A 26,701-nucleotide genomic window follows, 5' to 3' on the forward strand; every position below is an offset into this window, starting at 1 on the left:
AGATCAAGATCAAAATCTACAGCACGGCGGCCTGGTAGCCGACCTGAGTGGTTGAATCAAAGGCGCTGTTTTTTTCTAGAGCGGGTTGCGGTCCTCCAGGCTAAATGAAGATCCACCTGTGGGAGCGGGCTTGCTCGCGAATGCGGTACATCAGCCACCAAATTCATCAACTGACCCACCGCCTTCGCGAGCAAGCCAGCTCCCACATTTTTAACCGAGTAAGACTTCAATTCCTTCACACACAGTTGAGCTTCTCTGTGGGAGCTGGCTTGCCTGCGATGCAGACACCTCGGTACATCAGACACACCGAGTTGATGCCATCGCAGGCAAGCCAGCTCCCACACGGACCGCGCGTTTCCAATAACAATGGGTCGGCGGTTTGCCATGACCCATGCGGTCTTGCTCAAGCTTTAAGAAGCCCCTTCACATATTCTCCGAGGTCACGATCTGCGGGGTGATGTGCACTCGATGCCGTGCCGGGTCGAAGGCTTCGGCGGTCTGCAGTGCTACCAGCAATTGCACCAGCGCGGTGGCGATTTGGTGGGGTTGTGAGTCCATCACTACATCGATCAGGCCCTGGCTCAGGGCTTGGCGCGATAGCGCTGTGGACTCTTGCAAGATGCAGCACAGCGCGGGGCGTTTGGGGAGTTGCGCCAGGGCGCTGATCACGCCGTCGCCGCCGCCGCCGACTACGCACAGGCCGCGCAGGTCGCGGTGGCGGGTGAGCAGGTCGAGGGTGGCTTCTTCGGTGATGTCGCTGTTGTCGAGGTTGATCAGCGGTTCGAGCGGTTTGAGCCCGGGGGCGTGTTCGGCCAGGTAGCGGTGCAAGCCTTCGACCCGCGCCTGGTGGCCCAGAAAACGATGGCCGCCCAGCACAATCCCGACGCTGCCTTTGCGCGTGCCGCACAGGCGCGCGAGCAGCCAGCCCATGGTGCGCCCGACCACAGGGTTGTTCTGGCCCACGTAGGGCTCGGCGGCTTGCTCGTGAATATCCGAGAGCAGCGCCACCACGGGCACACCGGCTTCGCGGATCTGTTTGAGGGCGGCGTTGATCAGCGGATGGGCGAAACTGACGACCGCGAGGGCGTCGCATTGCACCGCCAGCCTTTCGATTTGCGCCACGATCGCGCTTGGCGAGCGATCAAACACGTAGTCGAACTGGCAGGTCAGGTTGGCCGTGGCGTGATGCTGTGCGGCATCGGTTATCGCCTCCGCCAGGTTGGCGTAGAACGCCTGTGCCGTGCCCAGCAGCAGCACGCCAAACCGGTAAGTGGGGCGGCGTTCGCGAATGCGCTGGCCGATCAGCCGCGCGGCGAAATACCCCACGGCTTCGGCGGCCTGGAACACCTGCTCGGCGGTTTCCGGGGTGACTGGCGCACGCGCGTTCAATACGCGGTCGACAGTGGCCACACTGAGGCCCGCTTGCGCGGCCACGGTGGCAATGGTTGGGCGTTTATTGTTGTTCATGACGAGCCCCTTTAGTTCCTTGATAGAAAACTATCAAGCCTTGCTGGGGCCTGATGATAGCTTGATAGGGAATGGATTCAAGGCCTTGAGGGAGAATCAGCCGCTCTCTATATTTCTTCCTGCAAAGCACCTGAAGCTCACGCTTGCGGAGAACAATAACAATGCCTGAATCCACTGCTCGTCCCACTCGACGCGACTACAGCCTCACCGGCCCGGAAGCCGCCCGCGCGGCCGAAAAAGGCCTGGTCTCGGCCACTTGGTATCAATCGCCTGTGCCGCGTAAACGCCTGAAAGAACTGATGCAGCGCCGCGACGGCCCGGCCTTGCTCGACACCGCCATCTGGGTGTCCGCGCTGTTCGCCACCGGGCTTGGCGGCTACCTGTTCTGGGGTTCCTGGGCCTGTGTGCCGTTCTTCCTGGCGTATGGCGTGCTGTACGGCACCGGGTCCAACCCGCGCTGGCATGAAACCGGGCATGGCACTGCATTCAAGACCCGCTGGATGAATGATGTGCTGTACCAGATCGCCAGCTTCATGTGCATTTTCGAACCCCATGTGTGGCGCTGGAGCCATGCCCGGCACCACACCGACACCATCGTGGTCGGGCGTGACCCGGAGATAGTCGAGCCGCGCCCGCCAAGCCTGTTGATGATGGGGTTGAGCGTGTTCAATCTGCCCCTGGCGTGGAAGACCTTCAGCGGCGTGGCGCGCCATGCCATCGGCCGGATGAGTGCCCAGGAGCAGGACTTCATTCCCGAATCCGAATGGCCGAAAGTGTTCCGCGCGGCGCGGGTCTGGCTCGGCATTTATGCGGTGGTGATCGGCACCGCGCTGTACCTGCACAGCTGGCTGCCGTTGATGCTGGTGGGGCTGCCGAGTCTCTATGGCGCCTGGCTCGGTTACCTGTTTGGCCTGACCCAGCATGTGGGCCTGGCGGAGGATGTGCTCGACCACCGCAGCAACTGCCGCACGATCTACATGAACCGCGTGCTGCGCTTTATCTATATGGACATGAACTACCACCTCGAACACCACATGTACCCGATGGTGCCGTACCACGCGCTCAAGCACCTGCACGAAGAAATCCGCAACGACTGCCCGCCGCCGTACGCCAATTTGTTTGAGGCGTACCGGGAGATTATTCCGACGATCTGGAAGCAGCGCAGTGATCCCACTTATTTTGTCGAGCGCCGGGCCCACTGTGGTGAGGAAGCGAGTTCGCGTTGGGATGCGCAGCAGACACAATAAAATTACCTCACTTTTCAGATTTAACTTGGCTGGAGATTTTGGGGCCGCTGCGCAGCCCAGCGCGAGCAAGCTCGCTCGCCACAACAAGCTCGCTGGCCACAACAGGCTCGCTTGCCTCAGTAAGCGCGCTGGCCACAAGGTGAACCAGTCACTTGGAGATTAATGCCATGAACGATCAATGGATCGACGTTTGCGCCGTGGGCGAAATAGACGAAGAAGACGTGATGCGCTTTGACCACGGGCCGCACACGTACGCCGTGTACCGCTCGGCCGACAACGAATTTTTCGCCACCGCAGGCCTGTGTACCCACGAGAAAATCCACTTGGCCGACGGCCTGGTAATGGACCACGTGATCGAATGCCCCAAACATAACGGCCGCTTCGATTACCGCTCCGGCAAGGCCCTCGGCGCGCCGGTGTGCGTCAACCTTAAAACCTACCCGGTGCGGGTCGAAGCGGGGCGGGTATTACTCGCCGTCACGGCGTGATGATGGATGACGCCCTGATTATCGTCGGCGCCGGCCATGCCGGTGGCCGTGCGGCGCTGACCCTGCGCGAAGAAGGGTATACCGGGCGCCTGATCCTGATCGGTGATGAACCGCACTTGCCCTACGAGCGGCCGCCGCTGTCCAAAGGTGTGTTGCAGGGCACGGCGGATCTGGCGGGTTGCAGCCTGTTCGACGACGCGCGGTTGGCCGAGTTGGGCATCGAGCACAGTGCGAACAACCTGGTGAGCCGACTGGAACCGCAGCACCAGCGCCTTCAGCTCGCCGACGGCCAATGGTTGCCCTACTCGGGTTTGCTGTTGGCCACCGGCGGCAGGGCGCGGCGCTTGCCCTGGGAGGCGCCCAACATTGTGTACCTGCGCACCCATGACGAAGCGCTGGCCCTGCGAGGTGCATTGCGCCCCGGCACGCGGCTGGTGATTGTCGGCGGTGGTTTTATCGGCCTGGAAGTGGCAGCGTCGGCACGCAGCCTGGGTTGTGAGGTGACCGTGCTTGAAGCCGGGCCGCGCTTGGCCGGTCGAGTGCTGCCGCCGGTTATCAGTGCGGCGCTGCTGGACCTGCATCGCCGCCAAGGCGTGGACGTGCGCTTGAACGTCGCACTGGAAACCATCAACGCCGACGCCGTGCTGTTGGTGGACGGCGAGCGGCTGGCGTGCGACCTGGTGGTGGTTGGCATCGGCATGCAACCCAATCTTGAGCTGGCCGCTGCGGCGGGGTTGGACGTGGGGCAGGGCATTCGTGTCGACGCGTACCTGCGCACCAGCGCGCCGTCTGTTTACGCGGCAGGCGATGTGTGCGAGTTCCGCCTGGATGGCCTCTATCAACGCCAGGAAACCTGGCGCAACGCCGAAGCCCAGGGACGCCACGCTGCGCTGAATATGCTGGGGCGTGAATTGCCGTTCGAGGCGATCCCGGGTTTTTGGTCCGATCAGTTCGACTGGGGCGTGCAGACGGTGGGCGTGATGACGCCGCTGATGGTCAGTCGGCCGCTACCGGACGGCGGTTTGCTGCTGTTCTACCTGGATGCCGACAGGCGCTTGCAAGGCGCCTGCGGTTGGGCCATGGGCAACCGCGCGGCCAAAGACATCAAGCTCTGCGAGCGGTTGATCACCGCCGCCATCCCGTTGAGCGAGGCCAGCCTGGCCGACCCCGACCTGTCCCTCAAACACCTGCTGCGAGGCTGATATGCGCCAATTTCTGGTGTTCCAATCCCTGTGGGCCATGCAAACCGAGCCGGGCCCCCTTGAAGCTCAACTGGATCGCATCGCCGCCGCCGGTTTTGACGGCATCACTGACCATTACTGGAAGCCTGCCGATGTCGCGCGCCTGCATGCGGCCGCCACGGCCCGTGGCTTACAGATTGAAGGCCAGCTGTTTCCGCAATCGGTGGATGACCTGGCCGCCGCGCTGGACGTGATCAGCCGCTACGGCTGCCACCACCTTACGCTGCAAGCCGATGTGCGCCCGCGCTCCCAGGCTGAGGCGGTGAAGCTGGTCGAAGGCTGGCAGCGTCTGGCCGAGCAAGTGGACTTTCCCGTGCTGCTGGAAACCCACCGTTACCGCCTGACCAACGACCTGTTGTTCACCCTCGACTTGGTGGCGCAGATGCCCGACCTCAAACTGTTGGCCGACCTGTCCCACTACGTCGTCGGCCGCGAGTTGCCCGAACCTGGCGCAGCCGAGGATGACGAGCACATACGCGAGATTCTGCGGCACAGCTGGGGGTTTCATGGCCGCGTGGCCAGTAGCGAGCAGGTGCAGGTGTCAATCGACTTTCCCCAGCACCAGGCCTGGGTGGAGCGTTTTACCAGTTGGTGGCGCTACGGCATCGAACACTGGCTGACCCGCCCCGACACGCCGCAGAGCCTGTCGTTCACCTGCGAACTGGGCCCGCCACCCTATGCGATCACCGGCGCGGATGGCCGCGAAATCAGTGATCGCTGGGCGCAGGCGCTAAAGATGCAGTCGCTGATACGTGAGGTGTGGCGGGGCTGCCAGCAATAACCCGCCAATCAAGCACTGCCAGTGTGGGAGGTAGGATCAGCTCAACAGCCCGGTGCTGACCGCCACGATCAGGAAGATCCCCAGCAGCGCACGGTAGATCACAAACGGCCAGGTGGAGAATCGCTCCAGGAACTTCATCAGGCCCCAGATCGCAAAGAACGCCGAGATGCTTGCCACCACCAGGCCGAAAATCAAATGCGGCCAGGCGTGAACCGGCATGTCGGCGTGCAGCAGCGCCCACAACTCCTTCAAACCGGCGAGGGCGATGGCCGGCAAGCCCAGCAGGAAGGAAAAACGCGCAGCTTCTTCACGTTTGAAGTTGAGGAACAGCGCAGCGGTCAGTGTCGAACCCGAGCGCGATACGCCGGGAATCAAAGCACCAATCTGTGCAACACCGACGATCAACGCATCGCGCAGGCGCATTTCGCCGACTTCACGGGTGTGCCGTGCACGCACCTCGGCCACGGCCAGCAATACCGCCATCACCACGCAGGAAATCCCGATCACCATCAGGCCACGCAACGGCGAGTTGCAGGCATTCAAGGTCGAAGACAAGGCCAGGCCGGCGATACAGATGGGGATGGTCGCCAGCACAATGGCCACCGCCAACTTGAACCAGCGGTCGTTGTAGTCGCCGCGACGCACGGCGCTGATGCTGCCCGTGGTGACCTGGCGAACATCGCTCCAGAAATAACTGACCACCGCCGCCAGTGCCGCCAATTGCATCGCTGCGGAAAACGCCGAGCCTGGGTCTTGCCAGCCGAGCAGGGCGGGTACCACGCGCATGTGCGCCGTGGACGACACCGGCAGCAGTTCGGTAATGCCCTGGATCACGCCCAGGATGAAAATCTGCAGGTAATCCAGGGAGGCAAAGCCCACGTCCAGGCCGGCGGAACAAACGTTGGTCAAAATAAGTGTCCTTTAGCAATAGGGGGAAGCTGGGAAAGTTTATTCTAAATGTTTCTGGATTTTGGGTGGGACCGGACAAATCCGCAATCGGTTCAGCAAACAGAAAGGTTCTGCAAGGTATTGGCCTGCGTGCAGGATGTGTGAACAATGGCGCCCTGCGTTTTTTGACCGAGAGCCCCATGCCTGAAACCACCGTCGAACTGATCCAGACCGGCCCTGAAGAAGCCGAGCTGATTCGCAACCTTTACCAGTACTACGCCTATGAGTCTTCGGACTGGGAGCAGGAAGATGTCGAAGCGGACGGGCGCTTCTACATCCACGACGAACACCTGGCCCGCTACTGGCAAGACCCGCAGTGGAGCGCCAACTTGCTGCTGGTGGACGGCTATATCGCCGGCTTCCTGTTGATCGAAGGCAGCGAACTGCCGGGCATCAACGCGCTGGAACTGGCCGACCTGTTCATCCTCAAGCGCTACCGCCGCAAAGGCATTGGCCGCGCTATCGCCACTCAGGTGCTGTGCAGCGGCGAGGCTGATTGGCTGGTGCGTTTTTTTGATCAGGACGAAGTGTCCCAGGCGTTCTGGCGCACGGTGCTCGACAACCTGCCGCGCCCGGTGCAAACCATCGAACTCGACGATGACCCGCACCTGGTGAGCTACCTGATTACGCGTGCGGCGCTGCATTGAACTGACCGGTGCAGGGCAGCTCCTGAATTCGTCAGATATCCACCCTTTAAGAGCCAGCCCTTTCAAGGTCTTTGGAAATCTGTCTGAAAGGGCGAACACTATCCCTGTGGCGAGCGGGCTTGCCCCGCGTTGGGCTGCGAAGCAGCCCCAAACCAGCGGCCGGAGATTGTCTGAATCACCGCATTCGTCCTTTTTAGGGTCGCTTCGCAACCCAACGCGGGGCAAGCCCGCTCGCCACAGTGGGGAGCCTATGTCAGCCAGGCTTTTTAGGCCCCCGCATTGAGCGCCTGTTGCATGGCCTGCGGCGGTTGCCCGAACGCCCTGAGAAACGCCTGGCGCAGGCGCTCGCGATCACCAAAACCGGTTTCGCGCGCCACCACTTCCACCGGGTGACGGCTGGTTTCCATCATTGCCCGGGCCGCTTCCACGCGCAGTGACTCAATGGCCTTGGCTGGCGTTTGCCCGGTCTCTTCGCGAAACACCCGGCTGAACTGGCGCGGGCTGAGCCGAGCCACCGCCGCCAGCGCTTCTACCGAGAGGTCATGGGTGAGGTTCTCGCGGGCATAGGCCAGGGCCAGTTGTACGCGGTCCGACTTGGGGTCGAGTTCCAGCAGTGCCGACAATTGCGATTGCTCACTGCCCCGGCGTTGGGCAATCACCAGCTTGCGCGCGATGCGTCGGGCCAGGTCGCCGCCCAGGTCGCTTTCCACCATGGCCAGCGCCATGTCTACCCCGGCGGTCATGCCGGCGCAGGTCCATAGTTGGCCATCGACCACAAACAGCTTGTCGTCTTCCAGGTGAATAGCCGGGTAGCGCTTGCGAAAAGCCGGCGCGTGAATCCAGTGGGTGGTGGTGCGTTTGCCGTCGAGCAGCCCGGCTTCGGCCAGCACCAGGATGCCCATGCACAATGAGGCCACGCGCCGTGATTGGGCGCAGGCGGCCTTGACCAGCTCCAGCAGGCTGGCCTCGGGCAAGCAAAAATCTACATAGCCGCTGATGATCAACGTGTCGTAACCCTGCGGCCGAATGGGCGTGGTGTTCACCGAGAACCCTTGCGAGGTCATGACGGCGCCGCCGTTCTGCGACACCAGATGAAACTCATACGCCGGTTCGCCCCGCAGCAGGTTCGCGCACTCGAACACCGAGCCTGTGCTGAGGCTCAGGCATTCAAAATTCGGGTAAACCAGCAGCGCAACGCTGTGCATCGTCATTCTCCAGGGGCGGTTGTGGGGGAATTGTCGGCGTGTACCGGGTAAACGGCAACTGCGTACGCGCCGTGTCCGGAATCCTTGCACATTTGACATTGTTGCGGTTTTGCCCAGCGCCTAACATGCCCTCAATGATCTAGACGACTGGTCTAGTCTGAGAAGATAAGCGATAAAAGGCAACCCTGACGTGCAAGGCAGACCCCGCTGGACACGGCGCAATTAATGGTTGGCCCCACGCAGCATTGTTTCGGCAAATGCGTTGGCGTCAAACGGTGTGCCCAGGTGTCAGACCTTTCATAGCCAGTGCGCCTGGCCGTGCAGATCCGGCAGCTGTTGGGTCTCGCTTAACACACTGATACTCACTGATCGAGGCACTGCACAATGAAAGTATTAATGGTACTGACCTCTCACGACACCCTTGGCGACACTGGCCGCAAGACCGGCTTCTGGCTCGAGGAGTTCGCTGCACCTTATTACGCGTTCAAGGACGCCGGTGCCGACGTGGTGCTGGCATCCCCGGCCGGCGGGCAGCCGCCGCTGGACCCAGTGAGCGATGAGCCAGACGCGCAAACCGACGATACCCGCCGTTTTGCAGGCGATTCGGCTGCGCAGGAAGCCCTGGCGACCACGCTGAAACTGGACGCTGTGAAGGTCGACGATTTCGACACCGTGTTCTACCCAGGCGGCCACGGCCCGCTGTGGGACCTGGCCGAATCGGCTACCTCGATCGCGTTGATCGAAGCCTTTGAACGTGCCGGCAAGCCAATCGGTTTTGTGTGCCATGCGCCAGGTGCGCTGCGCCATGTCAAAGCGGTCAACGGTGAGCCGTTGATCAAGGGCCGCCGCGTCACCGGTTTCTCCAACTCCGAAGAAGCCGCTGTGGGCTTGACCGATGTCGTGCCGTTCCTGATTGAAGACGAGTTCAAGAAGCTCGGCGGCAAGTACGAGAAGGGCGCTGATTGGAGTTCCTTCGTCATCGAAGACGGTCTTCTGGTCACTGGGCAGAACCCTGCCAGTTCCAGTGATGTTGCCAAGGCCCTGCTTAAACTCACCGCGTAACCTGATTAACCGTTGTATGTGTTGGCGACTCTTGTGAGTCGCCAATGCTTCAGCACGCCTGCAATTTGGAAACCCTTACATGACTGACAGTATTCTCAGCACCCCGGTAACACTGGGGCATCACACCTTGAACAACCGTGTTGTTCTGCCGCCGTTGACCCGTCAACGCAGCGCGCAGCCCGGCGATATCGCCACCGACTTGATGGCCAACTATTACCGTCAGCGCGCCAGCGCCGGGTTTATGATCAGCGAAGGCACGCAGATCGAGCCCCGTGGCCAGGGCTACGCCTGGACGCCAGGCATCTACAGCCCGGCGCAGATCAACGGCTGGCGCACCGTCACCGACGCCGTGCACGCCGAGGGTGGGGTGATCTTTGCCCAGTTGTGGCATGTCGGTCGTGTGTCTCATCAAGCGTTGCAACCCGACGGCGCCGCACCGGTTGCGCCGTCTGCGATCCAGCCGACGCAAGTCAAGGCCTTCATCGAAACCGCGCCGGGCGCCGGTGAACTGGTGCAGCCGCCAGTGCCTCGCGCGTTGACCACTGCCGAGGTCAAGGCATTGGTCGCGCAGTACGCACAGGCTGCGCGCAATGCCATTGATGCCGGGTTTGACGGCGTGGAAATTCACTCGGCGAATGGCTACCTGGTCAACCAGTTCATCTCGGCTCACGCCAACAAGCGCGATGACGAATACGGCGGCTCGCTGGATAACCGCCTGCGTTTCCTGCGCGAAATCGTCGAAGCCGTGAGTGCTGTGGTCGGGCCTGAACGCCTGGGTGTGCGCTTCTCTCCGCTGTTCAGCGGCACTGATCAGGACCGCGTTTACATTGGCCTGGTGGAAGAAGACCCGCATCACACCTACATCGAAGCGATCAAGGTGCTGGAGCAGTCAGGTATTGCCTACGTGTCCATCGCCGAAGCGGATTGGGACAATGCGCCGGAGTTGCCGGAAACGTTCCGCCGTGCCGTGCGCGACACGTTCAGCGGGCGGGTTATCTATGCAGGCCGCTACACCGCTGAGCGCGGCGCACGGTTGCTGGAAGCCGGGCTGGCCGACCTGATCGCGTTCGGGCGGCCGTTTATTGCCAACCCGGACTTGCCGCAACGCCTGTTCAACGGCTGGCCGTTAAACCCGCTGCGGGCTGAGGGCATGTATGGCGGGGGTGAAGCGGGGTATGTCGACTATCCGGTTTATACCGGATAGTTATCCTGCTGAACTTGGTGTTTTGAGAGGGCCTGTTGTGGCCAGCGGGCTTGTTGTGGCAAGCAGCCTTGCTGTGGCAAACGGGCCTGTTGTGGCGAGCGGGCTTGCCCCGCGTTGGGCTGCGCAGCAGCCCCAAAACCTGCAACCGCGCTCTACCGGTAGAAATGCAGCGGCTTTATTGGGGCTGCTGCGCAGCCCAACGCGGGGCAAGCCCGCTCGCCACAACGGGCCTGCTTTCCACAATAAGCCCCGCCCTCAGACCACCCGCAACACAATCTTGCCGATATGATCCCCACCTTCCATCCGTGCATGCGCTTGATCGGCTGCGGTGTAATCAAACACCTGGTCGATCATCGGCAGGCAACGCCCCGCTGACAGCACCGGCCACACGTGTTCGCGCAGTTGGTCGGCGATGGCGGCTTTCTCATCCCTGGTTCGTGCGCGCAGCAGCGAGCCGGTCACGATTGCGCGTTTGCCGAGGATGGTCAGCAGGTCGACGTCGTTGGCCTTGGCGCCGCCGAGGAAGCCCAGCATCACCAGGCGCCCGTCCATGCCCAGCGCCTTGAGGTTGTTGTTGAGGTAGGAGCCACCCATGATGTCCAGAATCACATGCACGCCCTTGCCATCGGTTTTCTCGGCGATGACCTCGGCAAACTCCTGCTCGCGGTAGTTGATCGCCTCGGCGCCCAAAGCCCGGATGGCCGCGCATTTGTCTTCACTGCCCGCGGTGGCGAACGCCTCGATGCCGAACTCACGGCACAGCATCAACGCGGTGGTGCCGATGCCGCTGGTGCCGCCGTGGATCAGCACGCGCTGGCCCTTGTGCGCGCCGCCGATGCCGAACAGGTTGGCCCACACGGTGAAGAAGGTTTCCGGAATGGCTGCCGCTTGAATCCATTCCACGCCTTCAGGCACCGGCAGCGCCTGGCCGACGGGCACGGCGCAATACTGCCCGTAGCCACCGCCGTTGGTCAGGGCGCAGACCTTGTCGCCCACACGGTATTGGTTCACGCCGTCGCCCAGCGCCACCACTTCACCGGCTACTTCCAGGCCTGGAATCGGGCTCATGCCGGGTTTCATCGGGTATTTGCCGGCGCGTTGCAGGGCGTCGGGGCGGTTGACCCCGGCGGCGTGCACCTTGATGAGCAGTTCGCCGGCCGCCGGGGAGGGCAGTGGCGCCTGGCGCGGTTTCAATACCTCTGGGCCGCCAGGGCTGGTGATTTCGATCAGGGTCATGTCGTGGGGAAGGGTCATGTGAGCGTTCCTGTAGCGATGAGCGTATGGGGTGGGACCGTGGCGAGCCGTCGGCAGTTCTGAATATTTTCGCTGGCGCCCAGCATAGCGAGAACCGCTGATGCAATTACACTGCGATCCGATGCACATCTGCATCAAGAGGGCGACGATGAATTAGATCGTCGCGGCGTTTGCCGGCACCGGGGAATAAGGTCAGCACAGGCTTGCAAGCCCGCGAACGTTTAAATGCACACACTCGACGACGCTCACTTCTTACGGACGTCGCTTATGAACGAATCAAACTATCAGCAACTCGGGCTGTTGTTTCTAAGGGTCAGTGCAGGCGGGTTTTTGCTGTGGGTGCACGGCTTGCCCAAACTGCTGCACTACGGCGAACAACTGGCGTTGATCGAAGACCCGTTCCACCTCGGCGCCCCCGTGACGTTGATGCTGGCGATTTTTGCCGAAGTGCTGTGCCCGGTGTTGATCATCGCCGGAGTGCTGACACGCCTGGCGTGCCTGCCGATCCTGTGTGTATTGCTGGTGGCCTTGCTGGTGGTGCATCCGCAGTGGTCGTTGTTTGAGGGGCAATTTGGCTGGCTGCTGCTGATCATTTTCACCAGCGTGTTGATCACAGGCCCTGGGCGCCTGGCGTTGCGCGGGCGTTTGGCCCAGCCCTGATACCGGCCGCAATAGAGCCGGCAACCGCAAACCTGTGGGGAGGGAGCAAGCTCCCTCCCCACAGGCTGGCCGGAGTCAGTCTATTCAGCGGTTGAGGAACGCCAGCAGGTCTTCATTCAACTGCTGGGTGTGGGTGGCGGCAAACCCGTGCGGCGCGTCTTTGTAGACCTTGAGTTCGGCACCCTTGATCATCTCGGCCGCCACCTTGCCGGTGGTTTCGAACGGCACAATCTGGTCGCCGTCGCCGTGGATAATCAGGGTCGGCACGTCGATCCTGGCCATGTCCGGGCGGAAGTCCGTCTCAGAGAACACGGTGACGCAATCCACGGTGGATTTGAGCGACGCCAGCAAGGCAATCTGCAACGTCTGGGTCAGCACACCCTCGGAGACGGTCTGGCCCTTGTTGATGCCAAAGAACGGGGTGTTGAAGTCGGCAATGAATTGCGCGCGGTCCTTCAGCAGCCCGGCTTTGATGCCGTCGAACACCGTGGTCGGCACGCCTTGCGGGTAGTCCGGTTTCTGGCCGAACATGGGCGTGACAGCGCCGAGCAGCACCAAACCGGCCACGCGCTCAGTGCCGTGGCGGGCGATATAGCGCGCCACGTCGCCGCCGCCCATGGAGAAGCCCACCAGTGTTACGTCTTTAAGGTCCAGGTGTTCGATCAACTGGGCGATATCGTCGGCAAAGGTGTTGTAGTCGTTGCCGGTCCACGGCTGATCCGAGCGGCCAAAACCACGGCGGTCAAACGCGATGGTGCGAAAGCCACGGCTGCTCAGGTATTCCATCTGGTATTCCCACATGTCGGCATCCAGCGGCCAGCCGTGGCTGAACAACACGGGCTTGCCGCTGCCCCAGTCCTTGAAGTAGATCTGGGTACCGTCTTTGGCAACGAATGTGCTCATGGAAAACTCCTTGGGTTCAGGGGGAAAAAGCCCGGCGTTACTATTGCTGCAAAGCCTGCGCGAGGCTTGTACGGGTGTGCTTGTTTGGGGTTACCAGCTGAACTTCAGCTCGACGCCCAGGTAATTGCTGTCGCCGCCGCCCGCGTCGCGCAGGGTTTGGCCTACCGCGTAATGCACCGCTTCGACGGCGCCCGTGAGGTTGGGCGTAAACACGTAGTCGGTACGCAGTTGAGCATAGGCGCCGGTCCAGCGTTCACCCGTACCAGCGGTGCCGGCGACGGGCAGGTTCGGCTGGGTGTAAACCGCGTCGCTGGTGGTCTGGCGCCAGAGCAGGCCGATAGCCGTTTGCACGCTGAGCGCGGCGATTGGCTTGACGGTGATCGACGGTTTCACATGAATCAGGTTGCTGTAGCCGGTATAGCCCGCCAGCGAAAAGTAGTAACCATTAGGGAACAGCGGATTGAACGTGCCGACCTGGCCGTCTCCGGTTTTGCGGTCGCCCGAGGCAATGTCCAGTTGCAGGCCCAGGCGCGGTTTCCACGCCAGGCTGTCAAAGGTGTAGCCCGTGCGGCTGCCGCCGGCCCAGGCGCGAATGTCCTTATGGCCGACTGAGCCACTTTGCAGCATGGCCTCCAGGTCCCAGTCAAAACCCATCGCCGCGCCACCCAGGCGTGCATCGAACAACTGGCGTGTTTCATCGCCGTCTGCGTCAAGGTAATGCGCGGCGCTGCGCTCATACACGCCGTAATAGGCGGACAGCTCGTTTTTGCCGCCCACCAGCCGCTCCACCCGCAGCATATGAAAGCGCGCGTCGCGGGTGGACGTGTCGTCAAAATGCCGCTCATCCTGATACTGCACGGGCTGGCTGGCGAGCCCGATAAAGCGCCAGTCGGGCGTCTCCCAATCCGCCCATAACGCATCAAAGGACTGCCGCACATTCGGGCCGTCCCGCGACGAGATGAAGCGCTGCAAATCGAAGGCAAAATCCTGACGGCCGACGCGGGCCTTGAGGGTTCCGGCACTGAAGGTTTTCACGTACTCGGCAAAGGCCAGGCGCACGTCGAAGCGGTTCTGGTCGGCCCCGCCGATGGTGGTTTTGTCGTACGCCCGCGCATCTTCGAGCTGGGTGAATACACGCCAGTGTTCGTTCAGGTGCAGGTCGGCGTGTAGCTGAAACCGCTGGATCAGGTAGCGATCACGCTTGACGTCCTTCACGCCGAAACCGCTGGCGTCGTTCATCTCGAAACGCTCACGCAACGTGGCGCCCAGGGACAGATACGTGTAGGGGTTGGTGCCCGACAGCGGGATGTATTTCAAACTGTCCAGCGGTTGCGTACGCAGCGCCGGGTTCTGCAGCACCGACCAGTCTTCCTGCCAGCGGTTGGTTTTGATGCCCGGTCGAGTCGGTTGGTCGTCTGCGTGGGCGACTCCAGCGAGCAGCGGCCAGAGCACGGCCAGGCCCCAGCCTGTGCATCGTGTGGTAGGCATGCGCTTAGTGGGCCGCCGTGAGCTGGTGAATTTCCGCGACGTACCCGCCGGGGAACTCGACCAGTGCGCTGCGTCGGCCCTTGCTGTCAAAGGCAGGCACCAACACGGTGGCCCCGGAACCGGTCGCCTTGCCCAGCGTGGCGGTAAGGTCCGTCACTTGATAACCGGTGGTTTCGTGGCCGAAGGGGTAGGGCAGTTGGCCATTGGTGACCAACACGGCCATGCGCCCGAATGGCGACTCAAGGTCAACACGGCGGTACGTCTTGCCCTGGCCTACGTCAGCGCCCGGTGCGTGTTGGTCATCGGCCAATACCTTGCCGTGTGAAAAGCCGAGGAACGCTTTGATAAACGCGTCAGCACGGTCGGCGCTGAGGTACACGCGGTTTTCCGGTACGGCCTGGAAGGGCGCGTAGTTCGGCGTTTGGGTGTGCCAGTAAAGTTGCATGTTCACGCCGCCTGGCCACTGCACCACCGCGTCGCGCCCGATAGGGTCCGGAAAGTCGCTGACGATCACCGCGGCGCCGTTGTCGCGGGCAGCCTTTAGGGCGACGTCCATGTCGTTGACCAGGTAACCATTGCGCTCCTGGCCAAAGGGATGAGGGATGGGCGTGGTGAAGCCGAACAGCGACACCGTGCCCACCGGCGTTTGCAGCAACTGCGAAGTCGTACTGCTGGGCACCGGCAGCACGTTGACGACGACCTGAGGCGTGCTTTTACCGCCGAACGTGGCCAGGAAACTTTGGCTAAAACGCTCCACATCCGCCGGGGCGACGTAGACGTGGCTGGTGTCGTACTGCGCGGCCACCGCCACACTCGGCGTGGCGGCGCAGGCGTTACCCAGCATGGCGCCGGTCAGCAACGTCAATGCCAGCGATACGGTGATCGATCTTTTACACATGCCCGCTCTCCTGCGTGGTCAGAAAAGTCACGAGCTTAGGAGCGGCGCCAAACGGTGGATTGTATGAGCGTGCTCGATTGAACGGTTCAGCGTCTATGCGGGTCCACTGACCTCTACCGTCAGATCAATAGGTGAACCAAATGGCTAAGACTTACAGCTACGCCGCGCGGGATTCCAAGGATTCGCTCAAGCCCTTTTCCTTCGAGCGCCGTGCGCCAGGGGCTGATGACGTACAGATCGACATTCTCTTTTGCGGTGTGTGCCACTCCGACCTGCACACCGCGCGCAATGAGTGGAACAACACGCTTTATCCGTCCGTACCCGGCCATGAAATCGTCGGGCGCGTGACGGCGGTGGGCGCCAATGTGACCAAGTTCAAGGTCGGCGACCTGGCCGGTGTCGGCTGCATGGTCGACAGCTGCCAGGCATGCGCCTCCTGCGCCGAGGGCGAGGAGCAGTATTGCGAGAAGGGCTTTACCGGCACCTACAACGGGCCGATGTTTGGTGGCGAGAACACCTATGGCGGTTACTCGGACAACATCGTGGTCAAGGAGAAGTTCGTGCTGCGCATCTCCCACGGCGATGACAACCTGGCCGCGGTGGCGCCGCTGCTGTGTGCGGGGATTACCACGTATTCGCCGCTGCACCACTGGAAGGTTGGCCCGGGGACCAAAGTCGGCGTGGTTGGCCTGGGTGGGCTCGGCCATATGGCGGTGAAAATTGCCCATGCCATGGGCGCGCACGTGACGCTGTTTACCACGTCGCCGAACAAGCGTGAAGACGGTTTGCGCCTGGGCGCCGATCAGGTGGTGGTGTCCAAGAACGCGGATGAAATGGCCAAGGTGACCAATAGCCTGGACTTTATCCTCAACACGGTGGCCGCGCCGCATAACCTCGATGCGTTTATCAGCTTGCTCAAGCGCGACGGCACGATGACGCTGGTTGGGGCGCCTGACAGCCCGCACCCGTCGCCGGCGGTGTTTAACTTGATCTTCAAACGCCGCAGCTTGGCGGGCTCGTTGATTGGCGGGATTCAGGAGACCCAGGAGATGCTGGATTTCTGTGCCAAGCACCAGATTGTGTCGGATATTGAGATGATCGATATTCAAGGCATCAACGAAGCGTATGACCGCATGCTCAAGGGCGATGTGAAGTATCGGTTTGTGATTGATATGGAGAGTTTGAAAAAGCAAAACCACGCGGCGTGACAGGGCCCACCCTCTGGCTAGCCTGACCCGGTAAAAAAATGTGGGAGCGGGCTTGCTCGCGAATGCAGTGTGTCAGTTGATGGATTCATTGACTGACACACTGCATTCGCGAGCAAGCCCGCTCCCACATTTGCCAGGTGGTGGCTCGTTAGTCCACGCAAATCGACCGGCCAAGCTGGCCTTTTTCTACCGTCGCCGAGCAGCCGAAGCGGCTGTTATCCACCTGGCAAGCCCCCGTTACAGGGCCTTTTCCCGTTTGGGTGGTCACACTGGTCCGGCACTCACCTTCACACTGGCTCGAATCCGTACACGCCTTGCCCGCGTCCTTGTACGGCGTGATGCACTTCCAGCCCTGCAACCTGCCCACCTGCTTCATAGTGCCGCCGCCTGCCAGGCAGGTCGACGCCGCCGAGTCCTGAGCCGGCGCCGCGCCGTGCGGAGCAGTCGAACAGGCCGATACCAACAGCAGTGCAGCCAAACCCATCATCAATTTCATGCAATCAATCCTCGTCAAATAGCCACAGCGGTGCAGTGTATGGGCATTTGGACTACTTTGATTGACGGGCTATCCCTTCCTGGTGATTTACCATGCGCACGCTATGGGCACGCTACATGGCCTTGCTAGAAAACGACCTGAGCACGCAGATTTTCGACAACGTGAAAAACCTGCTGGTGTGCGCGCTGTTGTTTGCGGCGGGCACCAATACGCTGCTCGGGCAACGTGAGCTGTTCGTCGGGGTATTTGCGTCGAACGTGGCGGGCTGGGGGCTGATCGTCCTGTCCACGGTGTTGATGTTTTTGAACATCAGCGACGGTATTCGCAGGCTCGCCAAGCTGCGCTACCACCTGGCGCTGCAACTGTTGCTGATCCTGATTTATCTGGTAATTGCCGAGCGAGTGGTGGAGATAGTCTGGGGCTTTCGGGCGCATTGAAGTATCCTCCGCGACCCGCTTATCACCGATTTAAAGACAGATGACAGGACAAGACATGCAGGCGTTGCTGGAGTCGATTCTCGACGAAGTGCGCCCACTGATCGGCCTCGGCAAAGTCGCCGACTACATCCCCGCGCTGGCCGACGTGCCCGCCAACCAACTCGGCATCGCTGTGTACGGCAACGACGGCGCGGCCTATTGCGCCGGGGACGCCGACACCCTGTTCTCGGTGCAAAGCATTTCCAAAGTGTTCAGCCTGGTACAGGCCATCGACCACGGCGGCGAAACCATCTGGGAGCGCCTGGGCCACGAACCGTCCGGGCAACCGTTCAACTCCATGGTGCAGCTGGAATTCGAGCGCGGCCGCCCGCGCAATCCCTTCATCAACGCCGGCGCGCTGGTGATCTGCGACATCAACCAATCGCGTTTTGCCGTGCCGATCCTGTCCATGCGCGACTTCGTGCGGCGCCTGTCGGGCAACCCGCAGATATTGGTCAACAGCGTCGTCGCCGACTCCGAAGCCCAGCACGGCGCACGCAACGCGGCCATGGCCTACCTGATGAAGTCATTCGGCAACTTCCACAACGAAGTGGACGCGGTGCTGCACAGCTACTTCAACTACTGCGCGCTGCAGATGAGCTGCCTGGACCTGGCCCGAGCCTTCAGCTTTCTGGCCAACGAAGGCGTGAGTGCCCACAGCGGCGAGCAGGTCTTGACCGCGCGCCAGACCAAGCAAGTCAACTCGATCATGGCCACCAGCGGGCTGTATGACGAGGCCGGGAACTTTGCCTACCGCGTAGGCTTGCCGGGCAAGAGCGGGGTCGGTGGCGGGATTGTCGCGGTGGTGCCAGGGCAATTTACGGTGTGCGTGTGGTCGCCGGAACTGAATGCGGCGGGGAACTCGCTGGCGGGGATGAAGGCGCTGGAGTTGTTGAGTGAGCGGATTGGGTGGTCGGTGTTCTAACGAGCGCTGGTGCTGAACGGCTGGAATGCACTCTACCCGCACCACAATTCCCCTGTGGGAGCCAGCCGTTTCAAGGTCTTTGGAAATCTATCTGATAGGGCGAACACTATCCCTGTGGCGAGCGGGCTTGCCCCGCGTTGGGCTGCGAAGCGGCCCCAAAAACAGCGGCCGAGGAGTATCTGACTCAACGCATTCTTCCTTTTTAGGGCTGCTGCGCAACCCAACGCGGGGCAAGCCCGCTCGCCACAGGGTACTTATCGCCTGTTATAGCTGAAGACCTTGAAAGGGCTGCCTGTGGGAGCGGGCTTGCCCGCGAAGGCGATGGGTCAGCCATGCGTTAGCTGACTGACACTGCGCCATCGCAAGGCTGCCATTCACCACAGGGGTGAGAGATCGCTTCAGGCCTTACGCTTCAAAAACAGATCCACCATCAAAAACAACGCCCCGGCAGTGATCGCGATATCGGCAATATTGAACACGCCGGTATGCGTCGGGCCGACGGTAAGCATCATGTAATCAACCACATGACCGTCGCGAAACACGCGGTCGATCAGGTTGGCGATACCGCCCAGCGCGATGGCATACAGCGGCAAGACTTTACGCAGCGGCTGGCTCCAGTTGGAGAGCGACCACCACATCGCCCAAGCCACCACCACAGCAACCCCGACGATAAAGATCAGCTGTTTAACCTGAGGCGGCAAAGCGGCGCCCAGGCTGAGGAACGCGCCTGGGTTCAGGCTCAGTTCCAACGCGAGATTGAAGGGGGTGGAGCCGAATTTAAAGCTCTGGGCGGACAGTGAAACCAGTGCCAAGAGTTTTACAAGCTGGTCCAGGGCAATAAAGGCGATGCCAGCGAAAAGGGCGAAGGTGCGGCCTCGCAATAGGGGCGACGTGCTCAAGCGGTAACTTCCTGTTTCAGGCTTTCAATAAAGCGCCCGAAGATAGCTCAGGCGCTTTATCTCGTCCATCTCAGACCGTCGGATGAGCCACGTTCAGTGCTTTGTCGACCAACAGTTGCACACCTTCCAGCATGCGGCAGATACCCAGCGCGACATTGCGTTGGGAACCGTCGATTTCAAAGGCCATGTGGGTGGCGATATCGCAGATGGACGCCAGGTCCTGGGATGCGTTGACCAGCAGGGTTTCCGTGCCCAGATCGTCGCGCACGGTGAAGAGGCCATCGCTGGGTTCGGGGATGGGTTTGCCGGGGTTGAGGTAGTGATTGATCGCGCGGTAGGCCACTTCGTGCAGGGTGGTGGTGTCGAAGTCTGGATGGCCGGGGGGATTTGGGGTGTCTTTGATCATGGTAGGGCTCCTTTATAAATGGAGCTGCCACGATTCGCGGTCAAACGAAATAGGGTGGCAGCTATACGCGGGTTGACCGACCGGCCAAAAGGAGCAAAACCGGCATACCCGAAGGTATCCCGCGTACAGCTGCCGCGACACGATACATCAGGCGTAAAAAAAACGCCCAAGATCGGTGTTGGCGCAGTTGCTCCTTCAGGATCGGACGGTCAAATCCGGCCGCTGATTTGGCAGCGACGTCGGAGAGGTTAGTCAGCGAAGTTCCGAGCGACAACCTGAAACGGTCGTGGGAAATCTCCGAGAACCTGAGGCGCAGTGCCATCCCTGTGGGAGCCAGCCCAGGCGATACATACTCTGTGGCAAGCGGGCTTGCCCCGCGTTGGGCTGCGAAGCAGCCCCAGAAACAGCAGCCGAAGAGTGCCTGACTCACCGCATTCTTCCTTTCAGGGTCGCTTCGCAACCCAACGCGGGGCAAGCCCGCTCGCCACAGAGTATGTATCGTCTGTTCTAACTGAAGACCCTGAAAGGGCTGACATTTAGAGCTTCACTGGGTTTGAGCATTGTGTAAGCCCAAACAAAAAATGCGCCCATTCGGGCGCATTTTTTTGGTTCAGTCAGCCATCGCTATCAAGCAATCGCATCCCAGGCCCGATCACCGTTCTCGTCTTTAATTCGAGTCGGCAACCCCATCACGTCCAGCGCTTTCAGGAACGGCTCAGCCGGCAGTTCCTCGACGTTGGCCATGTGCTTCACATCCCACTCACCACGGGCCACCAGCAGCGCAGCGGCTACCGGCGGTACGCCGGCGGTGTAGGAGATGCCCTGGCTGTCGGTTTCGGCGAAGGCTTCTTCGTGGCAGGCCACGTTGTAGATGAAGACTTCGCGCGGCTTGCCGTCCTTGGTGCCTTTGACCAAATCGCCAATGCAGGTTTTGCCGGTGTAGCCGGGCGCCAGCGACGACGGGTCGGGCAGCACGGCCTTGACCAGTTTCAACGGCACGACTTCCAGGCCTTCAGCGGTGGTGACCGGTTTTTCGGAGAGCAGGCCGAGCTTGTTCAGCACGGTGAACACGTTGATGTAGTGTTCGCCAAAACTCATCCAGAAACGCACGTTGGGCACGTCGAGGTTTTTCGACAGCGAGTGCACTTCATCGTGGCCGGTCAGGTACAGGTTCTGCGAACCGACCACCGGCAGGTCGTCGGTGCGTTTGACTTCGAACATGGTGTTGCTGGTCCACTGGCTGTTCTGCCAGCTCCACACCTGCCCGGTGAACTCGCGGAAGTTGATTTCCGGGTCGAAGTTGGTGGCGAAGTATTTGCCGTGGGAGCCGGCATTGACGTCGAGAATGTCGATCGAATCAATGCGGTCAAAATGCTTTTGTTGGGCCAGCGCGGCGTACGCGTTGACCACACCCGGGTCGAAGCCCACACCCAGAATGGCGGTGATGTTCTTCTGTTTGCACTCTTCCAGGTGGTTCCACTCGTAGTTGCCGTACCAAGGCGGGGTCTCGCAGACCTTGCCCGGCTCTTCGTGGATGGCGGTGTCGAGGTAAGCCACGCCCGTGTCGATGCAGGCACGCAGTACCGACATGTTGAGGAACGAGGAACCGACGTTGATGACGATCTGCGACTCGGTCTCGCGGATCAGGGCCTTGGTCGCTTCCACGTCCAGGGCGTTCAGCGCGAAGGCCTGGATGTCGGCGGGTACCTTGAGGCTACCCTTGGCCTTGACGCTGTCGATGATGGCCTGGCATTTGGAGATGTTGCGCGACGCGATAGCAATACGACCGAGTTCGTCGTTGTGCTGCGCGCACTTGTGGGCCACCACCTTGGCGACACCTCCTGCACCAATGATAAGAACGTTCTTTTTCAATTGCTTTATCTCTCCTTTATCCGCCAGCTTACGAAAGGCTGGACAGGTAGTCGTCGTAACCAAATTCACGAACCACTTCGACTGTACCGTCGAGTTGTTTCACTACGATGGACGGCATTTTCAGGCCGTTGAACCAGTTTTTCTTGACCATGGTGTAGCCCGCGGTGTCGATAAACGACAGCCGATCGCCGATGGCCAACGGACGATCAAATTGGTATTCGCCGAAGATGTCCCCGGCCAGGCAGGATTTGCCGCACACCATCACCGTGTGTTCGCCGTCGCTCGGCGCCAGCTTGGCGTTGAGGCGGTAGATCAGCAGGTCCAGCAGGTGGGCTTCGATGGAGCTGTCGACCACGGCGAGGTTTTTGCCGTTGTAGAGGGTGTCGAGTACGGTCACTTCCAGCGAGGCGCTGTTGGTGATCGCCGCTTCACCCGGTTCCAGGTACACCTGCACGTCGTATTTCTGCGAGAACGCCTTGAGGCGCTGGCAGAACGCGTCGATGGCATAGCCTTCGCCGGTAAAGTGGATGCCACCGCCGAGGCTGACCCAGTTGACCTTGTGCAGCAGCGCGCCGAAGCGTTCTTCGATGGTGCCGAGCATCTTGTCGAACAGGTTGAAGTCACCGTTCTCGCAATTGTTGTGGAACATGAAGCCGGAGATTTGATCAATCACGCCTTCGATCTTCACCGGGTCCCATTCGCCCAAACGGCTGAACGGGCGCGCCGGGTCGGCCAGCAGGTAGTCGGAGCTGCTCACCTGCGGGTTCACACGCAGGCCACGAGTTTTGCCTTCGGACCGCTCGGCAAAACGCTGCAGTTGGCTGATGGAGTTGAAGATGATCTTGTCGCAGTTCTGCAGCATCTCTTCAATTTCGTCGTCGGCCCAGGCCACGCTGTAGGCGTGGGTTTCGCCTTCGAACTTCTGGCGGCCGAGCTTCAACTCATACAGCGACGACGACGTGGTGCCGTCCATGTATTCCTGCATCAGGTCAAACACCGACCAGGTGGCGAAGCACTTCAGGGCCAGCAGAGCCTTGGCGCCGGACTGTTCGCGCACGTAAGCAATCTTCTGCAGGTTGACCAGAAGCTTCTGTTTATCGATGAGGTAGTACGGCGTTTTGATCATTTTTGAGAGCCTGCGGCGGTGCCTGCCAAAAAAGGACACGCATTGTGCCCGCACTTGGATCGAATCGAAAGGTTAGCCAGCGGAAATTGCGCGCCGGATTTTCAAGCATAGCGCAGGAGTATGACTGTCTATAGGCACACACCGGCTCAATGTGGGAGCTGGCTTGCCTGCGATAGCGGTCTTTCAGTGCCGGCTGTATTGGCTGATCCACCGCTATCGCAGGCAAGCTCCCACCCCAACGCATTACTTCAGTTGGAATCGTCGTGTGGTGAGCATTGGCATTGCCTGCATGATGATTGTCGCGTCGCGAGGATTATTCGAGGTCGATTTTTTGGCAGTCAATGCAGGGCTTGGAAAACGCTCCAATGCTCCTCTCAATGGCAAAGCATGCCCAAAAATTGACTGCGCAAATGCTAAGAGTAGGCCAGCTGCTTGCATCGAGGAAGTTGTGCGGCTTACAGATTTGAAGCCTAAGTCAGAATGGGGCTAGGTGCTTACTGTAGCCAAATTTAACACCTGATGCGAAAAAGCCCCCGCACTCTCGCTGTTTTGCGCAGCTCTGGCACTCAGGCGCGTACTCATTCTTCCAGTCGCTGATTGACTTACGGTAGTAGGGCTGAATGTCCGGATTGACCAGGCAGAGCTGATGGTTATAGACCGAGATATTCATACCATATTTGGTCAGAATGCCAACTGACTTGCTGAGCGTGTCTTTGTAATCGACCGGGTCGATCCACAGCTCATCAAGATTGGCCCGGGTGAAGCCCATCATCTCAAGGCCCATTAGCGCCACATGGTCAACAAACAGCAGATTGCGTGCAATGAACTCGCACAGTTCAGGCAGGCGCTGCACCGACAGTTTGTGAATGACGACTCGGATTTCAACCTTCTGACCCAAGCGCTTCAGATTAAGGATGCCCTGAATGGTTTCATCGAACGCGCCTTGGGCCTGGACAATGTAGTCATGCAGCGTCGGATCGTCTGAATAGACAGGGATTCCGATCATCGCGTCGGGCAATTCAATCCGTGCATACTTTTCAGCGAACGCTGGGTCTTTGAAGCTGCGCCCGTTCGAGAGAATATGGATTGCGGTTCTCGGCAGATAACTTTTAGTCAGGCTGATGATCTTGAGGAAGCGCTCCTGATTGGTCGTCGGCTCGCCCCCAGTAAACCCCAGCTCACGGGTATTTTTTGGAATAAGCGGAATCAGACTCTCGATTTCGTCAAGTATCCACGAGTCATCAGCTGCCTTAGGCGGTTGCGAACACATAAGACAGTAATGATTGCATTGCTCTGTGACCAAGATGCTGTTGTGCGGCGACGATGCTCGAAACAGCACGCTAATGCTCTGACGATCAGCTGAAAGCCGGATAATGTCACCGTCACCGATGTAGCTGTAGTCATTCGGTAGGAGCGAGTAATCAGAGTCGGAAGGGAGTACCTCAACCAACTGTCGGTGTTTCTCAAGCAGAAGGTAGTGCGCGAATCCTCTAGGAATTTCCTGATCGGAAATCAAGTAGGCTATTTCCCGACGCAAGATTTCTGGCAAATTCCGACTGGTCGACACCCTGAGCAGAGTAAGGTCCCTGTGAATATCAACCGCGTGAATGCGGATAATCTTTCCGCCGAGTTTCAGCATCGGTTGGCCCAACCCATAAAAATCAGTTTTGTTTGCTCGTCACGTTCCATCAGCTCAATGAGGTGCTTGAAAATCGCCATATTTCGCTTGCAGAAAGAGGACTCAGGTTTTCTTGCTACAACGTCTTTGTGAATGGCGTGATGGTAGACAGGCTCCGCTCCACAGTAAGGTTCAAATGCACAGTCAGAGCACATTGGAGCGCTTAAGGTAAAAGAGTTTTCCAGTGCATCCAGAAGCTGATCAGAGAGGATAATCTCCTCATACGAATGTTCAAGAATGCTGCCCAGACGGAACGTATGGTCTCCCATTTCGGCAAGCATACGGCTTTCATCTGAGGCGTAGACCGATCCGTCGTAGTTGAACACGATGGCTGCGATACCCGCACCGGCAGGGTTCATCAAATCAACAAACCCAGGGTCCCCTGACGTAAGCATTTTTGTCAGTACGAGAGAAGAATATTGCTCTACAAATCGTATTCCGGACTTGTTTAACTCAATGATGTACTCAAGGCCTTCCTTGTAAAATTCCAGCCAGCGCTCCGTGTCATATGACATGAATTTTTTGGTCTTGACCGCAAAGCCGTAAGGGGAGAGCGTACGGAGGAAGATGCCATCAAAGCCCAGTCGCAAGTATTCATCAATGATGTCGCGAGCCCGTGGCAAGCTCTTATCTGTAGTTGTCATCAGCGCTGAGACTTGGTCATAGCCGAGGGCTGTACGGGCCTTCTTCAAGCCTTCCTCGAAACGCTGATGACTGTCTCTGCCCGGGCGTGGGCGATTTGCATTGTGCAGATCCATTGGCCCGTCGAGCGAAGATGAAAGAACGATGTTGTGCTGCTTACAGAAGTCGAGCACGTCATCGGTCAGTAGCGAAAGCGTGGTCGCAATGACGAACTGTAGGTCACGTCCTTCCTTGATGTTACGTTTTTTAGCCTCAAGAACAACGTACCTCACCATTTCAAAGTTCAGCAGCGGCTCTCCACCCTGAAATTCAATTTTGATGGCAGGATTGGGAGACATAAAGACGAAATCCAGCGACTTGTCTGCCATCTCTGTGGTCATGTCGAATTCGCCTTTGCTCTCCGACTGCCTTGAAACCTGGCAATACGGGCAGCTATGGTCACACCGAAGAGTCACTACAAAAATATGCAGATTAGTGAACTCGGCTAGCCTGGACAATCGTGTACGAATTTTAAGAGCCAGAAGCTGGAGCGGGGCTTGCTCATTGGTGAAGCGAATGAACTGCTTGGATCGAAGCGTAGGGATTAGCTCTGATGTGAGCGGAAGCGTCTTGCTAATGATCGGTTCAAGCATCGGCACCGGTATGACATGAAATTCGCCTGCCATGTTGGTGATGACGTATTCGTCGTCATTCAAACGGTCGAACTTAAAGGGAAGCAGCTTGTAGGGGAGTTGCTGCGCGTAGAACTCCCGCTTTTGGAATTTACTCACTAATCAGTCCGGTTTTTGAAAAGGCCAGTCCGAGTATCAGGTTCTTGATCGGTTGCGTCTCAACTGCCAGCCTGTGGCGAAGCTGATAATCGAGCGCATCCTTCTTGAACTCTTGGACCGCAGACAGAAAGGACTGCTCGTCCACGCCGATATTCGATGACAAAGCGCAGACAAAATGCCCCTCATCGAGGGTGAGATCAACGGTCAGGGCATTGATCGATCGATATGCAGCTTTCTGCAAAACCTGCGCGTCGTAAAGCCGTTCATCAAAAAGGAGTTTATGAGAGAAGCCCATTATCGACCCGAATAGTGGGAGCTGTGGGAACTGTGCGAAGAGTGGGAGCTATGGGAGCTGTGATAAGCCATCATCTGCCCTTGGTCCCCGCGTTTGAGTACAAAGGCGAACAGATCGTTGCCACCACGAACCGAAAGGTTCTCGCTTCGGGCTTCAGCTTGAAATGTGTTCTTGGCTTCCGAGCTGGGCTCGACAACTTCATATGTAGCTAGAGCGGAGGCCTGTTCGGCAGCAACGGCTGCAGCCAGAGTGGCCAAGGGAACCAGAAAGGAGCGCTTTTTCATTGCAGATATCCCTATCGATGTGATGGTTATTCACTTCAGTGTCGGTGACCCGCGCTGATGATGTCAATGTGGAATCGACTAATGGCCATTTACTCATCCACAATCCGCCAACCGACACCTTTCTGACTGCT

At 59.6% G+C, this 26,701-nt stretch carries 27 protein-coding genes; 11 read left to right on the forward strand and 16 right to left on the reverse strand.

Annotation, left to right across the window (positions count from 1 at the left end; translation table 11 throughout):
* Positions 1-423: 423 nt before the first annotated feature.
* Entirely contained in the window at positions 424-1,467 is a 1,044-nt protein-coding gene (locus Q7C20_RS17215) for a LacI family DNA-binding transcriptional regulator (protein WP_375068973.1), read from the reverse strand.
* A gap of 161 nt (positions 1,468-1,628) precedes the next feature.
* Between Q7C20_RS17215 and Q7C20_RS17220 the strand changes: the two genes are divergently transcribed.
* From Q7C20_RS17220 to Q7C20_RS17235, 4 genes are all read left to right on the forward strand, one after another.
* Positions 1,629-2,714, forward strand: a complete 1,086-nt coding sequence (locus tag Q7C20_RS17220) for a fatty acid desaturase family protein (RefSeq protein ID WP_375068974.1) — start codon at positions 1,629-1,631, stop codon at positions 2,712-2,714.
* A 167-nt stretch (positions 2,715-2,881) separates the two neighbouring features.
* On the forward strand, positions 2,882-3,202 hold the full coding sequence (locus Q7C20_RS17225) for a MocE family 2Fe-2S type ferredoxin (protein WP_348061679.1): 321 nt from the start codon (positions 2,882-2,884) through the stop codon (positions 3,200-3,202).
* A 2-nt stretch (positions 3,203-3,204) separates the two neighbouring features.
* Entirely contained in the window at positions 3,205-4,404 is a 1,200-nt protein-coding gene (locus tag Q7C20_RS17230) for an NAD(P)/FAD-dependent oxidoreductase (protein ID WP_375068976.1), read from the forward strand.
* A gap of 1 nt (position 4,405) precedes the next feature.
* Positions 4,406-5,224 carry a sugar phosphate isomerase/epimerase family protein gene (locus Q7C20_RS17235; RefSeq protein WP_375068978.1) on the forward strand — a complete coding sequence of 273 codons (819 nt, stop codon included), beginning with the start codon at positions 4,406-4,408 and terminating at the stop codon, positions 5,222-5,224.
* A gap of 36 nt (positions 5,225-5,260) precedes the next feature.
* Here the strand turns inward: Q7C20_RS17235 and Q7C20_RS17240 are convergent, their stop codons facing one another.
* Positions 5,261-6,133, reverse strand: coding sequence for an undecaprenyl-diphosphate phosphatase (locus tag Q7C20_RS17240; protein WP_348061684.1), 873 nt, complete (start codon positions 6,131-6,133; stop codon positions 5,261-5,263).
* Positions 6,134-6,312: 179 nt separating this feature from the next.
* On the opposite strand from Q7C20_RS17240, the gene Q7C20_RS17245 reads away from it, so the two are divergent.
* Positions 6,313-6,819 carry a GNAT family N-acetyltransferase gene (locus Q7C20_RS17245; RefSeq protein ID WP_348061686.1) on the forward strand — a complete coding sequence of 169 codons (507 nt, stop codon included), beginning with the start codon at positions 6,313-6,315 and terminating at the stop codon, positions 6,817-6,819.
* A gap of 266 nt (positions 6,820-7,085) precedes the next feature.
* On the opposite strand, the gene Q7C20_RS17250 is transcribed toward Q7C20_RS17245, so the two are convergent.
* Positions 7,086-8,024 (reverse strand): GlxA family transcriptional regulator, encoded by a 939-nt coding sequence (locus Q7C20_RS17250; protein WP_375068981.1) that lies wholly within the window; start codon positions 8,022-8,024, stop codon positions 7,086-7,088.
* Positions 8,025-8,408: 384 nt separating this feature from the next.
* Between Q7C20_RS17250 and Q7C20_RS17255 the strand changes: the two genes are divergently transcribed.
* Complete coding sequence (locus Q7C20_RS17255; RefSeq protein WP_375068983.1) at positions 8,409-9,086, forward strand: type 1 glutamine amidotransferase domain-containing protein; 678 nt, start codon at positions 8,409-8,411, stop codon at positions 9,084-9,086.
* A gap of 79 nt (positions 9,087-9,165) precedes the next feature.
* Positions 9,166-10,290, forward strand: coding sequence for an alkene reductase (locus Q7C20_RS17260; protein ID WP_375068985.1), 1,125 nt, complete (start codon positions 9,166-9,168; stop codon positions 10,288-10,290).
* Positions 10,291-10,545: 255 nt separating this feature from the next.
* On the opposite strand, the gene Q7C20_RS17265 is transcribed toward Q7C20_RS17260, so the two are convergent.
* Positions 10,546-11,544 carry an NAD(P)H-quinone oxidoreductase gene (locus Q7C20_RS17265; protein WP_375068987.1) on the reverse strand — a complete coding sequence of 333 codons (999 nt, stop codon included), beginning with the start codon at positions 11,542-11,544 and terminating at the stop codon, positions 10,546-10,548.
* A gap of 267 nt (positions 11,545-11,811) precedes the next feature.
* Between Q7C20_RS17265 and Q7C20_RS17270 the strand changes: the two genes are divergently transcribed.
* A complete protein-coding gene (locus Q7C20_RS17270; protein WP_375068989.1) occupies positions 11,812-12,204 on the forward strand; it encodes a DoxX family protein in 393 nt (130 codons plus the stop codon).
* An 84-nt stretch (positions 12,205-12,288) separates the two neighbouring features.
* Here Q7C20_RS17270 and Q7C20_RS17275 read toward each other — a convergent pair whose 3' ends face one another.
* The 3 genes from Q7C20_RS17275 to Q7C20_RS17285 form a co-directional block, all read right to left on the reverse strand.
* Positions 12,289-13,107, reverse strand: a complete 819-nt coding sequence (locus tag Q7C20_RS17275) for an alpha/beta fold hydrolase (protein ID WP_375068991.1) — start codon at positions 13,105-13,107, stop codon at positions 12,289-12,291.
* Between the two features lie 90 nt (positions 13,108-13,197).
* A complete protein-coding gene (locus tag Q7C20_RS17280) occupies positions 13,198-14,595 on the reverse strand; it encodes an alginate export family protein (RefSeq protein ID WP_375068992.1) in 1,398 nt (465 codons plus the stop codon).
* Between the two features lie 4 nt (positions 14,596-14,599).
* A complete protein-coding gene (locus Q7C20_RS17285) occupies positions 14,600-15,493 on the reverse strand; it encodes a VOC family protein (RefSeq protein WP_375068994.1) in 894 nt (297 codons plus the stop codon).
* A gap of 140 nt (positions 15,494-15,633) precedes the next feature.
* On the opposite strand from Q7C20_RS17285, the gene Q7C20_RS17290 reads away from it, so the two are divergent.
* Positions 15,634-16,701 carry an NAD(P)-dependent alcohol dehydrogenase gene (locus Q7C20_RS17290; RefSeq protein WP_375068995.1) on the forward strand — a complete coding sequence of 356 codons (1,068 nt, stop codon included), beginning with the start codon at positions 15,634-15,636 and terminating at the stop codon, positions 16,699-16,701.
* A gap of 148 nt (positions 16,702-16,849) precedes the next feature.
* Here Q7C20_RS17290 and Q7C20_RS17295 read toward each other — a convergent pair whose 3' ends face one another.
* Positions 16,850-17,197, reverse strand: coding sequence for a hypothetical protein (locus Q7C20_RS17295; protein ID WP_348061446.1), 348 nt, complete (start codon positions 17,195-17,197; stop codon positions 16,850-16,852).
* Positions 17,198-17,289: 92 nt separating this feature from the next.
* Here Q7C20_RS17295 and Q7C20_RS17300 point away from each other — a divergent pair, with 92 nt between their 5' ends.
* Positions 17,290-17,634 (forward strand): hypothetical protein, encoded by a 345-nt coding sequence (locus tag Q7C20_RS17300; RefSeq protein WP_348061444.1) that lies wholly within the window; start codon positions 17,290-17,292, stop codon positions 17,632-17,634.
* A gap of 55 nt (positions 17,635-17,689) precedes the next feature.
* Positions 17,690-18,598, forward strand: coding sequence for a glutaminase B (gene glsB, locus Q7C20_RS17305; RefSeq protein WP_348061442.1), 909 nt, complete (start codon positions 17,690-17,692; stop codon positions 18,596-18,598).
* Between the two features lie 398 nt (positions 18,599-18,996).
* Here the strand turns inward: glsB and Q7C20_RS17310 are convergent, their stop codons facing one another.
* The 8 genes from Q7C20_RS17310 to hxsA2 form a co-directional block, all read right to left on the reverse strand.
* A complete protein-coding gene (locus Q7C20_RS17310) occupies positions 18,997-19,497 on the reverse strand; it encodes a signal peptidase II (protein WP_375068998.1) in 501 nt (166 codons plus the stop codon).
* Positions 19,498-19,567: 70 nt separating this feature from the next.
* Positions 19,568-19,903, reverse strand: coding sequence for a DUF6124 family protein (locus Q7C20_RS17315; protein ID WP_375069000.1), 336 nt, complete (start codon positions 19,901-19,903; stop codon positions 19,568-19,570).
* A gap of 627 nt (positions 19,904-20,530) precedes the next feature.
* Positions 20,531-21,775 (reverse strand): saccharopine dehydrogenase family protein, encoded by a 1,245-nt coding sequence (locus tag Q7C20_RS17320; RefSeq protein ID WP_348061436.1) that lies wholly within the window; start codon positions 21,773-21,775, stop codon positions 20,531-20,533.
* A gap of 28 nt (positions 21,776-21,803) precedes the next feature.
* The gene (locus Q7C20_RS17325; RefSeq protein ID WP_375069001.1) at positions 21,804-22,901 is read right to left on the reverse strand and encodes a carboxynorspermidine decarboxylase; all 1,098 of its coding nucleotides are present in this window, start codon (positions 22,899-22,901) and stop codon (positions 21,804-21,806) included.
* A 475-nt stretch (positions 22,902-23,376) separates the two neighbouring features.
* Positions 23,377-24,540 carry a His-Xaa-Ser system radical SAM maturase HxsC gene (gene hxsC / locus Q7C20_RS17330; protein WP_375069003.1) on the reverse strand — a complete coding sequence of 388 codons (1,164 nt, stop codon included), beginning with the start codon at positions 24,538-24,540 and terminating at the stop codon, positions 23,377-23,379.
* Positions 24,534-25,991: a His-Xaa-Ser system radical SAM maturase HxsB gene (gene hxsB / locus Q7C20_RS17335; protein WP_375069005.1), complete on the reverse strand. Its 1,458-nt coding sequence runs from the start codon at positions 25,989-25,991 to the stop codon at positions 24,534-24,536. Before hxsB ends, hxsC begins: the two co-directional genes overlap by 7 nt.
* Positions 25,984-26,286, reverse strand: coding sequence for a His-Xaa-Ser system protein HsxD (locus tag Q7C20_RS17340; protein ID WP_375069007.1), 303 nt, complete (start codon positions 26,284-26,286; stop codon positions 25,984-25,986). Before Q7C20_RS17340 ends, hxsB begins: the two co-directional genes overlap by 8 nt.
* Positions 26,286-26,570 carry a His-Xaa-Ser repeat protein HxsA2 gene (gene hxsA2, locus Q7C20_RS17345; protein ID WP_375069009.1) on the reverse strand — a complete coding sequence of 95 codons (285 nt, stop codon included), beginning with the start codon at positions 26,568-26,570 and terminating at the stop codon, positions 26,286-26,288. The genes Q7C20_RS17340 and hxsA2 overlap by 1 nt, the downstream gene beginning before the upstream one ends.
* Positions 26,571-26,701: the final 131 nt, after the last annotated feature.

The organism is Pseudomonas sp. AMR01, assembly GCF_041946035.1.
In the GTDB taxonomy this organism is placed as follows: Bacteria; Pseudomonadota; Gammaproteobacteria; order Pseudomonadales; family Pseudomonadaceae; genus Aquipseudomonas; species Aquipseudomonas antarctica_B.